Here is a 13,417-nt window from a genome sequence, read left to right as displayed (position 1 = left end):
CAGGCACCCCAGCGCATGGGTGCATCCCGCCGCAACGTTCTCGCGGTGACGTGATCGCGGACGCAGCGACGACGTCACGCTTTGGTCGTCTTGCCCAGCATTTTCGGCCGCTTCTTCAATTGTGCCCGTTTCGGCAGCAGAGCGGGCCATCGCACGATATGATCCTCGAGATCGGCGTCGTTGACGTCGAGCTCGGTGCCCTCCACCCGCCCGCGCACCGAGACTCCGGCTTCATGGACGGTGTTGGGATCGCCCGAGATCAGGGGATGCCACCAATAGAGGTCCCGCCCCTCGGCCACCAGCCGGTAGCCGCAGCTCGGCGGCAGCCAGTTCAGCGTCCGGACATTTTCGGGCGTCAGGCGGACGCAATCCGGAACCTGGTCGGAACGGTTCGGGTAGTCCTTGCAGGTGCAGAGGCCGGAATCGAGCAGCTTGCAGGAGATATGGGTGAAATAGATCTTGCCGGTGTCCTCGTCCTCGAGCTTCTCCAGGCAGCACCGTGCGCAGCCGTCACACAGGCTCTCCCATTCGGCGTTGGACATTTCTTCCAACGTCTTGGTTTTCCAGAAGAATCCCTCCTGGTCCGACGGGCGCTTGGGCGGTGCGGTCATGATATCCCTGAAATGGCGGTGCAACTCTTCTTGGGATGCCGGCGCTCCCTCCGCAAGGGGGTGGTATTGCGGGGTCGAAAAAGCCGGTGGGCAGCGTTAGGGCTTTCATTAAATTCACAAGCCGCGCCATTGGTTTATCGCAGCCGCTCGGATAGAACAACGAACGAGTCCCCAACGACGCAAAAGCGCCTTGGGATTGCCGCAACATCGAAGCAAGACGCTGGCCCGTGCCCGTTATGGGCACCCGCACCGCTGTCGAACTGATCAAGGGTCCGGTCCTTTCAGATCATGCCGTCGCATTGGAAACAGAAGGTCCGGAACTTCTTCCTGGACCTCGATGCGCGTATCGACTCGACGCTGTTCTCGTCGGGCAAGGGCCTGCGCGAGCTCTACGAGCGCTATTCCACCTTCATGGACCGCTTCTATGTCGGCCGCTGGAAGCGCTGGGTGTTCATCGAGCCGCTGTCGGAGGCCGCAACCCTCGGGCTCGGCGGCATGATCCTGATGCTGACGCTCGCGATCCCGGCTTTCCGCGAGACCGCCGACGAGGACTGGCTGAAGAAGTCCGACCTCGCGGTGACCTTCCTCGACCGTTACGGCAACCCGATCGGCAGCCGCGGCATCAAGCATAATGACTCGATCCCGCTGGAAGATTTTCCGGACAATCTGATCAAGGCAACGCTCGCGACCGAAGACCGCCGCTTCTACGACCATTTCGGCATCGACGTGCCGGGCCTCGCCCGCGCGCTCGTCACCAACGCGCAGGCCGGCGGCGTCCGCCAGGGCGGTTCGTCGATCACCCAGCAGCTCGCCAAGAACCTGTTCCTGAACAACGAGCGCACCATCGAGCGCAAGGTGAAGGAAGCCTTCCTCGCGATCTGGCTGGAGACGCGGCTCACCAAGAACGAGATCCTGAAGCTCTATCTCGACCGCGCCTATATGGGCGGCGGCACCTTCGGCGTCGACGGCGCGGCGCACTTCTACTTCAACAAGTCAGTGCGCGACGTGAACCTCGCGGAGGCCGCGATGCTCGCCGGCCTGTTCAAGGCGCCGACCAAATACGCCCCGCACATCAACCTGCCCGCGGCGCGTGCCCGCGCCAATGTCGTGCTCGACAACCTCGTCGATGCCGGCTTCATGACCGAGGGCCAGGTGTTCGGCGCCCGCCGCAATCCGGCGGTCGCGGTCGACCGGCGCGACGAGAATTCGCCGAACTACTATCTCGACTACGCCTTCGACGAGATGCGCAAGCTGGTCGACACCTTCCCGAAATCCTACACCGAGCGCGTCTTCGTGGTCCGCACCGCGATCGACATGAACGTGCAGAAGGCGGCCGAGGAAGCGATCGAGAACCAGCTGCGGCAGTTCGGGCGCGACTATCACGCGACGCAGGCCGCGACCGTGGTGTCCGATCTCGACGGCGGCATCCGCGCCATGGTCGGCGGCCGCGACTATGGTGCGAGCCAGTTCAACCGCGCCACGGACGCCTATCGCCAGCCGGGCTCGTCGTTCAAACCCTATGTCTACACCACGGCGCTGCTGAACGGCTTCACGCCGAACTCGAAGATCGTCGACGGCCCGGTCTGCATCGGCAACTGGTGCCCGCAGAACTATGGCCATTCTTATTCGGGTCAGGTCACGCTGACGCAGGCGATCACCCGCTCGATCAACGTGGTGCCGGTCAAGCTCTCGATCATGATGGGCGGCAAGGAAGGCCCGAAGGCGGGCCGCGCCAAGATCGTCGAGGTCGCGCGCCGCTTCGGCCTCAAGGCGCCGCTGCCCGATACGCCGTCGCTGCCGATCGGCTCCGACGAAGTCACGGTGCTGGAGCACGCGGTCGCCTATGCGACCTTCCCGAACCGCGGCAAGGCGGTGACGCCGCATTCGGTGCTCGAGGTGCGCACCGGCGCCGGCGACCTGGTCTGGCGCTGGGACCGCGACGGCCCGAAACCGCGGCAAGCCATTCCGCCGAACATCGCCGCCGACATGGCCGGCATGATGAGCCACGTGGTCAGCGAAGGCACCGCGCGACGCGCCGCGCTCGACGGCATTCCGACCGCGGGCAAGACCGGCACCACCAACGCCTATCGCGACGCCTGGTTCGTCGGCTACACTGGCAACTTCACCTGCGCGGTCTGGTACGGCAATGACGACTATTCGCCGACCAACCGCATGACCGGCGGATCGCTGCCGGCACAGACCTGGCACGACATCATGGTCGCCGCGCATCAGGGCGTGGAGGTCAAGGAGCTCGTCGGCGTCGGCATGGGCCAGAAGCTGCCGCCGCAGCCGGCGCAGGCCAATGCCCAGGCCAACGCGGCGCCGCGCGTATTGGAAACCAAGCCCGGCCCGCCGCCGGTTTTGACCAAGCGCGGCGCGGATATCTTGGTGCGGGTCGAGAAGCTGCTCGACGACGCCGCCAAGACCGCCGGCAAGACCACGCTGAACGAGCCTTCGAAGACCGGCAAGGCCGAGTCCTCGAGCGCGCTGGCGTTCCCCGAAAACTACGTTGCCGCGGCCGGGCCGGACGGCGCGACACCGGCCGTGCCACGCAAGAACTGACGTGCGGCTCCTCCTCACCACTTTGCTGGCACTCGTCATCGCCACGGCCGTTGGCCTCGGCCTGACCTATGCGACGGCGACGCGCGGCACCGATCTCGGCACGCTGAAGATCGGCGCCTGGACCGCGCGTCCGAAGAGCGGCACCTCCGATGTCGACCCCTATTCGCGCGCCACCATCGCGCGCAGCGGCGAGCTGCCGATCGGCACCGGCGACGGCATCGCGTTCTCGGCGACATCAGACGACAAGAACAAGCCGCTCGACGGCCGCTGCGACATCGTGGTCAGCGGCGTGACGCCGGCGGCGCGGTTCTGGACGCTGACGCTGTTCGACCGCAAGGGCCATCTGGTCGCCAACACGCTGCAGCGCTACGGCTTCACCAGCCAGGAGATCATGCGCGCCTCCGACGGCACGTTCGAGATCCACATCGCCTCGCGCTCGCGCGCCGGCAACTGGCTGCCGACTGGCGGCATCGAGCGCTACGCGCTGATGCTGCGCCTCTACGATACGCCGGTCGGGGTCGCGACCCGCACGCAGCGCGACGCGCCGATGCCCTCGATCGCAACGACGGGTTGCCCATGATCCGCGTGCTGCTCACCATCCTCGCAGGCGTGCTGCTCGGTGGCGTGGTGCATCTCGTCAGCGTGCTGGCGCTGCCGCGCATCGCCTCGCAGGACGCCTATTCGCGGCTGACGCCGATGACCAAGCTCAACGAGGTGACGCAGCTGCCGCTGGCCGACCCGAGCCATTCGCCGATGCCGCTGATGGATCCGGCCTTCGCGGTGGCGATCTGCCGCTACGATCTCTCGACCGGACCGCTCAAGCTCACCGTGCCGGTCAGCCAGGCCTATACGTCGGTGTCGTTCTACACCCGCAACGAGGTCGCCTATTACGCGATCAACGACCGCTCGGCCGGCAAGAAGGTGATCGAGCTCGACCTGATGACGGAAGCGCAGCACAACGAGCTGCCGGAGGACGAGGAAATCACCGCTGCCGACCGGCTGATCATCGACTCGCCGACGTCAACCGGCCTGATCCTGCTGAAGGCGCTGGCGCCGGAGCCCGGCCTGATGCCGCAGGCGCAGGCCTCGCTCGCCGCCTCCTCGTGCAAGGTGCAGACCGAGCCGGTCGCGGCCAAGCAGGAGGCGCCGCCGCCGCTCCCCGCTCCGGCCCCGCCGCCTGCCGCTCGCAAGCGTTAGCTTACATCCAGTGCATGCCGGCCGCAGCGGCAGGTCTCGTAGTCGACGGGATCGTGGCTGTTGACGATCGTCACATCAGCGCCATGCGCCGCCTTCAATTGCCGCAGCCGCTCCTGGTTCTGGATGCGCGTCGCGCGATCCATGTCCGCGCGGCGCTGGAACATGCCGAGCACCAGCGGGATCCGCGGCCTGGCGTCGAGCTGCGCGTGGTGGAAATAGGCGTCGCCGGCGTGCAGCAGCCATTTGTTCTTGTCGCGCACCCCAATCCCGCAATGGCCGAGCGTGTGGCCCGGCAACGGGATCATCAGGATGTCCGGCTCGCGGTCACCGAGCGCGCGCACGCCCTTGAAGCCGAACCAGTCCTCGCCGCCGGCACCATAGAAACTCCAATCCGGCCCATGCCGCCACTGCGCCGTGATGTAGCGCCCCTGCGGCGGCGTGACCTGATGCGTCACCGCCATCTCGTACTCCTTGCGATGGACGTGCACCTTGGCCTTCGGAAAGTCCGGCACGCCGCCGGCGTGATCGCGATCGAGATGCGTCAGCAGCACATGGCGCACATCATCAGCTGAAAAGCCGAGCGCCTTGACCTGCCGCACCGCCGTCTCGGCCGGATCGAGCCGCGGCGTCGCCTGCCGCACCCATTTGCGTCCGAGCCGCGGCGGGTCGCCGATGTCGTCGAGGCCGATCCCGGTGTCGACCAGCACGAGGCCGTCATTGCTCTCGACCAGCAAGCAATGACATACCATCCGCGCCCGCTGGAAAACGCTGCCGCTGCCGTTCACGAGCCGCTTTCCGATCGGGCACATCGTGCCGGTGTTGAGATGGTGGATGCGCATGACAGATCCTCCGCTTTAATAGGCGCAGGCTTGCCACTGGCGTTTCCATAGGTAAAATATTGTCTTTCTATCTCTGTGATAGGATATGCCTATGGATATCCGCGAACTCCGCTACTTCGCCGCGGTCTACCGCGAGCGCAATCTGACCGCCGCGGCGAAGCGCTGCTTCATCTCGCAGCCGTCGATCTCGGCGGCGATCACCAATCTCGAGGCCGAGCTCGGCACCACGCTGTTCATCCGGCACAAGAAGGGCATGGCCCCGACCGCCTCAGCCGCGCAGTTTCACGGCATCGCCCGCCGGATCATCGACGAGGCGGACGCGGCGCGAAATCTCTTCCGCAAGCCCGCGACGCGGCAGGCGCTGACGCTCGGGCTGCTGCGGACGCTCGATCAAGCCCGGACCATCGCGCTGCTGAAGCCGTTGACCGGCGATACCGATCTTGCGCTCCGGCTGGTCGGCGCCAGCGAAAAGGCCGACGCGCGGATCGTCGCCAAGTCCATGGTCGGCGCCGGCGAGCACTTCATCCCGCTGTGGAGCGAGCGTTATGTCGCGGCACTGCCGCCCTCGCATCCCCTGACGCTGAAGGAGACGCTCCGGACCACCGACTTCGCCGGCGTTCCGATGATCGATCGTTGCCATTGCGAGCAGCAGGAATTCTTCAAGCGTGCCTCACCGCCGCGCAAGCCGGTGGCGATCGCGGAATCCGAGGAGTGGGCGATGGCGCTGGTGGCGGCCGGGGTCGGCGTCGCCATCGTCCCCGAGGGCGTGGCGCGCGGCAATCCTGATGTCGCGATGCGCGCGATCGATATCGACGTGACGCGCCAGGTCGGCCTCGCCTATCCCTCGGCCCACCCGCCCTCCGATGCGCTGAAGGCATTCATTGCGAGCCTGCCACGGCAGGCCAACGGTCGCCGGGTCAAATCGACGGCGAAGAAGGCGAAGCGCGCCTAGCCCTTCGTCACCACAGCCTGGCCCGCGACCGGCGCGGAGATGAGCGGTGCGTTGGCGGTGAGCCGGGCGAGCTCGTTGATCTGGCGTTCTGCATCCGCCGCCATGCCGTCGGGCGCCTGGATCACCAGTCGCTCCAGCGCCCAGCGATAGGACGAGATCCGCCGCTCCAGGGCCTGCTGGACCCATTGCACGATCAGCGTGTTCTCTTCCATCCGCGCCACCGCGTCAGCCCGCTCGCGCGGCGACACATCGGCGATCATGTGGAGGCTGGCATTGCGCTTGCGATCGAGCTCGATCACCTGGATCGCGGTGGCGAAGAACGGCTCGAAGCGGGTGATGTCGTCGCGCACCTCGTCGATCAGCAGCGAATAGCGCGAGGCGAACGAGCGATGCGGCTCGTCGATCAGATTGCGGCCATAGGCGGTGCGATCGAACACGACCCTCTGCCGCCACGGCGAAGGCAGCGGCTGGTAGTCGCCGAATACGCTCTTCCACGCCGGACGCGACAGCGGCGGCTCGATGAACTGATAGGCGAGGTCGCGCAGCTGACGTTCGTGTTCGGTGAGCTGGAATTGCGAGGCGTTCTTGCCGATGCTGCCGGTCGCCTCGGCACCGATCCAGCGATGCATGTCGTCGTTGCGGAAATCGGCGCGGGTGCGGCCGAAATCCCCGCCGCTGCAGCCGGCGAGCGCCGAGCCTGCCAGCAGCAGGATCAGCGCCGGGAGTGACCGCCGAGCGACGGTCCGCTGCACAAGCTCCGGCATTGCCCGATGTCCGCGATCAGGAGCGGCGTCGGCGACGGCGGCCCTGCGCAGTGCCCTGCTCCGGTCCGCGACCACCGCCGGTCTCCTCCGTCGTTCGCTCGATCCGGACGACGGGAAGGATCAGTACGGTCCCCATGCCTTCGCCGGCAGCACCGGCCATGCTCGGCCGCCGTGCAGCCGCATCCGCCGGAAACTCAACGATGGTGCCCATGTTCCGTTCTCTCTGGCCCCGCACGGACATGATTTGCCCCGCGCACGCCGAGTTAAGAACGCGCATGGTTAATGACATCTTAAGCCTCGGGTACGGACGGTTACGGATATGGCGCTGTGCCTTAATAGACACGCGCAAATTCGAGCATTCACCTTCACGGCTTATTTTCCTTAACTGCCTCTTAAAACAGCCTGCGTAGGCTCGCTGCCACAAGGTTTTCAAACCGAAGTTCACTGGCAAGTCGCGTACGCCCGAGATGAGCGCAGCTCCGCTATTTCCTGGTTTCGATGGGCTGATGACGCTCTCCCGTCGCGAGGGCGTCGACATCCGCCCGACGCTGCTGCGCGTCCTGACCGACCTCTATGTGCAGGCGAGCGCACATTCCGCCGATGAAGAGCGCCAGTTCGTCGAGCTGACGACACGCCTGATCGACGAGGTCGACGACGCAACGCGCGCCGCCGTCCGCGCGCGGCTTGCGATCTATCCGGCCACGCCCGCCCGGATCATGGACAAGCTCGGGCTGCGCCGCGTCGGTCCCGACCAGCCGATGCCGGCGGCCACACCAATTCCTGCGCCCGCCCCCTCCGCGCTGCCGGCCAAGATCCCGACCGAAGCCGAACTGCGGATGGCCGCGAGCCTTGCCATGCGGCCGAACGATGCCGCCGAAATCTCCGACATGTTCTTTGCCGCCAGCACGAAGGAGCGCGCGCAGATCCTGCACAATCTGCAGGACACGCCGCTGAAGGCCGCCGCGCGGATCCCCGCCGCGCGCGCCGCGCGCGCGATCCATATCCTGGAGATGGCGGCGTTTGCCGAGGACCTCGATAACTTCACGCTCGAACTCGGCGAGGCGCTGATCCTGCCGTCGCGGATCGCCGCCGATGTGGTCAACGATCCCGGCGGCGAGCCGCTCGCCTGCGCGATGCGGGCGCTCGACGTGTCGAGCGCCGCATTCCAGCGGATCCTGATGTTCCTCAATCCGGAAGCCGGCTCCTCGGTCAATTATGTCTATCGGCTGTCGCGGCTCTACGATCGCTTGAGCGAGCGCTCGGCACTGGTGATGCTGGCGGCGTGGCGCGGCTCGACCATGGCGGTGGCCCGCGCCAGGTATCGCTCGTCGCTCTATGACGATGAGCGTCATCGCGTGCGCGCGACATCCTCGCAGACGCGCCCCGCGCTGCAGCCCGGCAGTGCGCCCGCCATTCGCAACCAGAAATCCGGAAGCTAGTTTTTAGCCAGATCGAGGAAGTGCCGTCCGGCGCGATCTTCGGTCTCGACGATCCAGGCATCGGGATCGAAGCGGAGTTCCTTGGTCAAACGTTCCTCGATTGAGGGCTCGGACACCGGTTGTAGCGCGGTCGGCACGAACAGCCGCTCGACCGGACGGCTGTCGTCATAGACTGTCTGCGGCGCGGGCGCATACAGCATCGCGTTGCCGTCCATCAGCGCCACCTTGACGAACACGGCACCGGCTTCCTCAGCGCCCTTCTTGCGGACTGCGCCGAACACGCCCTCGGTCTGGCAGCGGCGCAGATACGCCGCGACCCATATGCTGGTTTTCAATCGCATGCGCCGACCTATAGGCCAGCGGCACGGCCACGTCCAATTGTCACAGATGTCGTCACGCCGCGGCGGGTTGACCGAACCAATCGTCACCCATATCCTTGCATCTGCGGTGCAAGCCGCGCCCGGGTCCACGGGAAGGGTTGAACCCACTTGCACCAATTGAGCGGCCAACCAAGCCTTTGTGCAGCCGGTTTTGTGGACCATCGGCGATGATGCACGGAGGTTTCCATGGACCGATCGCCCGCGCGATTGAATCTCGAACATCTGAAGAAGCAGGCCAAGGAGCTCATTCGCCTTTACCGGCGGCAAGCGCCGGAGGCTTACGCGCGTTTCCGGCATGCGCTTCCGGCTGCGGCCGGGCGCAGCGATACTGAGATCGCCGCGCTTGATCTGCGGCTGCACGATGCGCAGTCCTGCGTGGCGCGCGATCTCGGCTTCGGCTCCTGGCCGGACCTGCGGCGCTATGTCGACGCACAATTGCCGCCCGGTAAAAGCAAGGCCGACCGCGTGCGGCGATGGTTGCAGCTAGTCTATGCCGCAGACGTCGCCGGCACCACCGACCGCGCCAATCCGCGCGTTGCGGCGCGGATGCTCGCCGAGGATCCCGGCCTCATCGCCGATGATCCCTATCTCGCCTGCGCCATCGGCGACGAGGAGACGGTGCAACGCGCCGCCAACGACGATCCAGGATGGGTCAATCGTCCCGGCGGTCCGTTCAAAGTGCCGCCGCTGGTCGCGGTCACGCATTCCAGCCTGCTGCAGATTGCGGAATTTCAGGCCCGGCTGCATCGCTGCGCACGCCTGCTGCTGCAAGCCGGCGCCGATCCCGACCAGCACATCAGCAGCCGCTGGCCGCCCGGAACGCTCGACGCACCCGATGACAGCAATCCGCTGTCAGCGCTGTACGGCGCCGCCGGCCGCAACCACGATCTCGAACTGACCAGACTGTTGCTCGAAGCGGGCGCCAATCCGAACGACAATGAATCGCTGTATCACTCGCTCGAAGGCTCGGTGACGACAGGCCTGCTGCTCGAGCATGGCGCGCGGATCGCCGGCACCAACGCAATGTACAAGGCGCTCGACGACGAGAACGTGGCGGCGCTCGACTTGCTGCTGCGGCACGGCGGAAATCCAAACGAACCCGCCGGCAACGCGCCGCTGACCGAATGCGGCTCGCCGCTGCTGTGGGCGATTCGCCGGCGGCGGTCGCGGACCTGCATCGCAACACTGCTCGACGCTGGCGCAGATCCGCACGTCACGACGCCGGATGGTCTCAGCGCCTACCGCTACGCATTGCAATTCGGACTGACCGAGGTCGCCGAGTTGCTGCGTGAGCGCACCGGCGACGAGACGCTTGCCGATGACGAGCGGTTCGCCGCGGCGTGCAGCAGCGGTGACGAGAGCGAGGCGCGGCGAATCCAGGCCGGCCGGCCCGACCTTCCAGGTTCACTTTCACCGCAGCAATTGCGGTTGCTTCCGGAACTTGCCGCGGCAGGCGGCGACGATGCAGTGCGGCTGATGGTCGAGCTCGGCTGGCCGATCACGGTACGCGGCGGCGATTGGGATGCGTCGGCGCTCAATCACGCGGTATTCCGCGGCAATGCCGCCCTGACGCGATTCCTGCTCGAGCACGGCGCGGAATGGACCGAGCAGCACGGCTTCGGCGACAATGCGTCCGGCTCCTTGTCGTGGGCCTCCTGCAACGAGCCGGTCAGCGGCGGCAATTGGGTGGGCTGCGCGCAGGCCCTGCTCGATCACGGGATGCCGCGCGCCATTCCGGATCGCGACGATCCGGAATGGGTGCTGGTGGCCGGCCGCAGGAAGCTGTTCTCCGACGAGGTCAGGGACGTGCTGCTGGGCGAGACGACCTAACTCGTCATGGCCGGCTTGTCCCGGCCATCCACGCGTTAGCTTCAACAGGTCTCAAAGACGTGGATGCCCGGGACAAGCCCGGGCATGACGAATACACATTCAATGCCGTAGTAGAGAGGCTACTCGATCGAATGCCCGATCATCGCGCTGAGCTCGCGCACCAGGCGATCGGACATCTGACCGGTCACCGGCAGCTTGCGGGCGCGCTCGAACTTCGCGATCGCGTGCTGGGTATCGGCGCCGATCGTGCCGGTCGGCTTGAGCTGGCCGTAGCCATACTCCGTCAGCGTACGCTGGACCGCGGCGATGCGTTTGCCGGCCGGGCTCAGATGCTGTGTCGGAATCGATGCCGGCGGACGAATGACGCTGGACGGCGCGGCGGCCGGGGACGGTGCTGCGGCCGGCGGCGCAGTGGTCGATTTCAGCACCAGATTGGCCATCGGATCGACCGGCTTGGCCTCGGCCTTGGGTTCTGCCGGCTTGGCTTCGACGGACCTGGTCTCGGCCGGCTTAGTCTCCACCGGCTTCACGTCGACGGGCTCGGCCGATCGGGCAGCCGCCTCGGCCGGACGCGGGCGCGGTATCGGGCTGGTGGCCGCGGCAACCGGGGCCGGCGGCGGCAGCGTCACAACCGAACCGCCGAACATCGGCGACGGATGACGGCCGGCCTGCAGGAACAGCGCATTGATCAGGATCGCAACAATGGCAGACGTCGCTAGCACGCCGGCAACCAGATCCTTCGGACTGTGCAGCAGCAGGCGCAGGACGAGGCCACGTTCCTCCTCGGCCGCGATGGCCACTGCCTTGGCGCCGCGGCGACGGCGCGGCGTTTCATCGTCATCCAAAGTCTGTCTAGGCACTCTTCTTCACCTGATGGGTTTGCTCTTGTAGTCCGGAACGCAGCGCGGGCTTCAGGGTCGAGACATTGCTGGACGGCTCGACGGCGGCGGGCGGGGTGAACGCCAGCGGCAGCGCGACCGACACCGTGGTTCCCTCGCCCACCTTGCTCTCCACATTGATTTCGCCGTGGTGCAGGCCGACCAGTCCCTTCACGATGGAAAGACCAAGACCGGTGCCCTCGTGGCGGCGCTGATAGGTCTTGCCGGCCTGGAAGAACGGATCGCCGATCCGCTTGAGATCATCGGCGGCGATGCCGACGCCGGTGTCCGAGACACGCAGCACCAGCCGCGATCCCTCGACGCCGGCCGACACCGTCACCTTGCCGCCGCGCTCGGTGAACTTGATGGCGTTGGAGACCAGATTGAGCACGATCTGCTTGAACGCGCGCGGATCGCCGTTCACGATCGGCAGATCGTCGGGCACGCGGGTGACGAGGTCGACGCCGCTCTCGCGCGCCTTCAACGCCACCAGATTGCAGCAATTGAGCAGCGCCGGCCGGGGCGCAAACGGCTCCGGCGAAATCTCGAAATTACCCGACTCCATCTTCGACATGTCGAGGATGCCGTTGACGACGGACAGCAGATGCTGGCCGGAATCGTTGATCAGCTGCGCGTATTCCTTGCGGCGGGCCACGTCGAGGCCGAGCACGTCTTCCTGCGCGATCATCTCGGAGAAGCCGATGATGGCGTTGAGCGGGGTGCGCAGTTCGTGGCTCATGGTGGCCAGGAAGCGCGTCTTCGACGCATCGGCCTGCTCGGCCACATTGCGCGCCTGTTCGAGCGCCTGCTCCTGCACCTTGCGATCGGTCACGTCGCGGATCACGGCGACGACCTCGGCATCGGCGGCGGCCTGATCGAGCGGGCGGCAGCGCATTTCGGCCCAGATGAATTCGGCCGCGACCTCGCCCCGCGCACCGTCACGGCGCACGCGGAACTCGACGCTGCGCGAGTCACCGCGCGCGGCATCCGACAGCGCCGTGAGATAGGCCGGGCGATCGGCGACATGAACGCGGTCGAACAGGCCGTGGCCCAACAGCCGCGATGCCGGCACGCCGAGCATGTTCTCGGCCGCGGGCGAAATGAAGCGCACGGCGCCGTTGCGGCTGTGCCGCGACAGCACGTCGCTCATGTTATGCGCGAGCAGGCGGTAGCGCTCTTCCTCGACATAGAGCAGCGCCACGCTGGTACGCGCCAGCGACTCCGCGCCGAAGGCGAGTCCGGCGGCGTAGAAGATCGCCGACACGACGCCGAAACCGACCAGCGTGCTGTTCGAAGCAACCGCGGGATCGACGACCGGCAGCACATGATAATGGCCGAGCACGCTCAGCAGCGCCGCGCAGATCATCGCCAGCGCGAACGCAAACGCCACCACGCGCCGCGAGGCCGACAGCGCCGCCTCGATCGGAATCACGACGAGCCACACGGCGGCGAACGAGGCGATGCCGCCGGTCGTCGCCGCGATCATCATCACGAGACCGGCAAGCGCCAGCGACGACAGCACATGCGCGCCTTCATAGCGCCCGGTGCGCGACAGGAACCACGACAGCAGGATCGGCGCGATCAGCCAGGCGAATGCCGCGACCTCGATCGCCGTCGGCGCACCGCGCATCGCAAGAAAGGCAGGGAACGAGGCAAGCGCCGCCAGGCTGCCGAGCAGCCGCGGCGCCATGAAGGCACGATGGCGCGCACGCGTCAGCGCATCATATTGCGCCGACGGATGCAGCAGCGCATCCAGGCAATCGCGGATCAGACTCAAACTACTCACAGCACTCGCGCTTCGGCTCAATCGTCAGACAGACGCGCCGGAACGCCTCCTTCGTGATTGCAGGTCAACGTGTCAGAGCGAACTTAAGCGAACGCTAAGGCTGGGCGGCCTGCCGCCAAACACCGTGCATTGGAGTGGGTTTGACCCGCTATTCACCGGCCATTTGTCGGGGATGGTGA

General features: G+C 66.4%; 13 protein-coding genes. 6 read left to right on the top strand and 7 right to left on the bottom strand.

Translation table 11 applies throughout. The annotated features are described in order from the left end of the window. Window positions 1–74: 74 nt before the first annotated feature. A complete protein-coding gene (locus tag ACE10X_RS15620) occupies window positions 75–611 on the bottom strand; it encodes a YcgN family cysteine cluster protein (RefSeq protein ID WP_016841827.1) in 537 nt (178 codons plus the stop codon). Between the two features lie 288 nt (window positions 612–899). Here ACE10X_RS15620 and ACE10X_RS15615 point away from each other — a divergent pair, with 288 nt between their 5' ends. From ACE10X_RS15615 to ACE10X_RS15605, 3 genes are read left to right on the top strand one after another with little or no spacing between them, the layout of a single operon-like run. Next, the gene (locus tag ACE10X_RS15615) at window positions 900–3,173 is read left to right on the top strand and encodes a transglycosylase domain-containing protein (protein ID WP_038387199.1); all 2,274 of its coding nucleotides are present in this window, start codon (window positions 900–902) and stop codon (window positions 3,171–3,173) included. 1 nt (window position 3,174) lies between these two features. After that, window positions 3,175–3,753 carry a DUF1214 domain-containing protein gene (locus ACE10X_RS15610; protein WP_028345336.1) on the top strand — a complete coding sequence of 193 codons (579 nt, stop codon included), beginning with the start codon at window positions 3,175–3,177 and terminating at the stop codon, window positions 3,751–3,753. Continuing rightward, entirely contained in the window at window positions 3,750–4,370 is a 621-nt protein-coding gene (locus ACE10X_RS15605; RefSeq protein ID WP_028345337.1) for a DUF1254 domain-containing protein, read from the top strand. Before ACE10X_RS15610 ends, ACE10X_RS15605 begins: the two co-directional genes overlap by 4 nt. Here the strand turns inward: ACE10X_RS15605 and ACE10X_RS15600 are convergent. Next, complete coding sequence (locus tag ACE10X_RS15600) at window positions 4,367–5,209, bottom strand: MBL fold metallo-hydrolase (protein ID WP_038387198.1); 843 nt, start codon at window positions 5,207–5,209, stop codon at window positions 4,367–4,369. The genes ACE10X_RS15605 and ACE10X_RS15600 overlap by 4 nt on opposite strands. A gap of 91 nt (window positions 5,210–5,300) precedes the next feature. Between ACE10X_RS15600 and ACE10X_RS15595 the strand changes: the two genes are divergently transcribed. Continuing rightward, a complete protein-coding gene (locus tag ACE10X_RS15595; protein WP_038387197.1) occupies window positions 5,301–6,161 on the top strand; it encodes a LysR family transcriptional regulator in 861 nt (286 codons plus the stop codon). Here the strand turns inward: ACE10X_RS15595 and ACE10X_RS15590 are convergent. Next, a complete protein-coding gene (locus tag ACE10X_RS15590; protein WP_038387196.1) occupies window positions 6,158–6,925 on the bottom strand; it encodes a hypothetical protein in 768 nt (255 codons plus the stop codon). The genes ACE10X_RS15595 and ACE10X_RS15590 overlap by 4 nt on opposite strands. 16 nt (window positions 6,926–6,941) lie before the next feature. Next, window positions 6,942–7,136 (bottom strand): hypothetical protein, encoded by a 195-nt coding sequence (locus tag ACE10X_RS15585; RefSeq protein ID WP_024579523.1) that lies wholly within the window; start codon window positions 7,134–7,136, stop codon window positions 6,942–6,944. A 295-nt stretch (window positions 7,137–7,431) separates the two neighbouring features. Here ACE10X_RS15585 and ACE10X_RS15580 point away from each other — a divergent pair, with 295 nt between their 5' ends. Next, entirely contained in the window at window positions 7,432–8,364 is a 933-nt protein-coding gene (locus ACE10X_RS15580) for a DUF2336 domain-containing protein (protein WP_304556409.1), read from the top strand. On the opposite strand, the gene ACE10X_RS15575 is transcribed toward ACE10X_RS15580, so the two are convergent. Next, a complete protein-coding gene (locus ACE10X_RS15575) occupies window positions 8,361–8,705 on the bottom strand; it encodes a DUF1491 family protein (RefSeq protein WP_038387189.1) in 345 nt (114 codons plus the stop codon). The genes ACE10X_RS15580 and ACE10X_RS15575 overlap by 4 nt on opposite strands. A 225-nt stretch (window positions 8,706–8,930) precedes the next feature. Between ACE10X_RS15575 and ACE10X_RS15570 the strand changes: the two genes are divergently transcribed. Next, complete coding sequence (locus tag ACE10X_RS15570) at window positions 8,931–10,574, top strand: ankyrin repeat domain-containing protein (RefSeq protein ID WP_038387188.1); 1,644 nt, start codon at window positions 8,931–8,933, stop codon at window positions 10,572–10,574. 119 nt (window positions 10,575–10,693) lie between these two features. Here the strand turns inward: ACE10X_RS15570 and ACE10X_RS15565 are convergent, their stop codons facing one another. Continuing rightward, a complete protein-coding gene (locus tag ACE10X_RS15565; protein WP_244435937.1) occupies window positions 10,694–11,434 on the bottom strand; it encodes a peptidoglycan-binding domain-containing protein in 741 nt (246 codons plus the stop codon). Further along, complete coding sequence (locus ACE10X_RS15560; RefSeq protein WP_038387186.1) at window positions 11,427–13,238, bottom strand: ATP-binding protein; 1,812 nt, start codon at window positions 13,236–13,238, stop codon at window positions 11,427–11,429. Before ACE10X_RS15560 ends, ACE10X_RS15565 begins: the two co-directional genes overlap by 8 nt. Window positions 13,239–13,417: the final 179 nt, after the last annotated feature.

Source organism: Bradyrhizobium sp. Pha-3, from assembly GCF_042258325.1.
Taxonomy (GTDB): domain Bacteria; phylum Pseudomonadota; class Alphaproteobacteria; order Rhizobiales; family Xanthobacteraceae; genus Bradyrhizobium; species Bradyrhizobium elkanii.
This window is presented reverse-complemented; position numbering and strand designations above follow the sequence as displayed.

Bases quoted from the DNA above. Each gene is read 5' to 3' on its own strand.
- ACE10X_RS15620 (WP_016841827.1), bottom strand. From the start codon at position 611: ATGACCGCACCGCCCAAGCGCCCGTCGGACCAGGAGGGATTCTTCTGG.
- ACE10X_RS15580 (WP_304556409.1), top strand. From the start codon at position 7,432: ATGACGCTCTCCCGTCGCGAGGGCGTCGACATCCGCCCGACGCTGCTG.
- ACE10X_RS15585 (WP_024579523.1), bottom strand. From the start codon at position 7,136: ATGGGCACCATCGTTGAGTTTCCGGCGGATGCGGCTGCACGGCGGCCG.
- ACE10X_RS15615 (WP_038387199.1), top strand. From the start codon at position 900: ATGCCGTCGCATTGGAAACAGAAGGTCCGGAACTTCTTCCTGGACCTC.
- ACE10X_RS15600 (WP_038387198.1), bottom strand. From the start codon at position 5,209: ATGCGCATCCACCATCTCAACACCGGCACGATGTGCCCGATCGGAAAG.
- ACE10X_RS15570 (WP_038387188.1), top strand. From the start codon at position 8,931: ATGGACCGATCGCCCGCGCGATTGAATCTCGAACATCTGAAGAAGCAG.
- ACE10X_RS15590 (WP_038387196.1), bottom strand. From the start codon at position 6,925: ATGCCGGAGCTTGTGCAGCGGACCGTCGCTCGGCGGTCACTCCCGGCG.
- ACE10X_RS15595 (WP_038387197.1), top strand. From the start codon at position 5,301: ATGGATATCCGCGAACTCCGCTACTTCGCCGCGGTCTACCGCGAGCGC.
- ACE10X_RS15575 (WP_038387189.1), bottom strand. From the start codon at position 8,705: ATGCGATTGAAAACCAGCATATGGGTCGCGGCGTATCTGCGCCGCTGC.
- ACE10X_RS15605 (WP_028345337.1), top strand. From the start codon at position 3,750: ATGATCCGCGTGCTGCTCACCATCCTCGCAGGCGTGCTGCTCGGTGGC.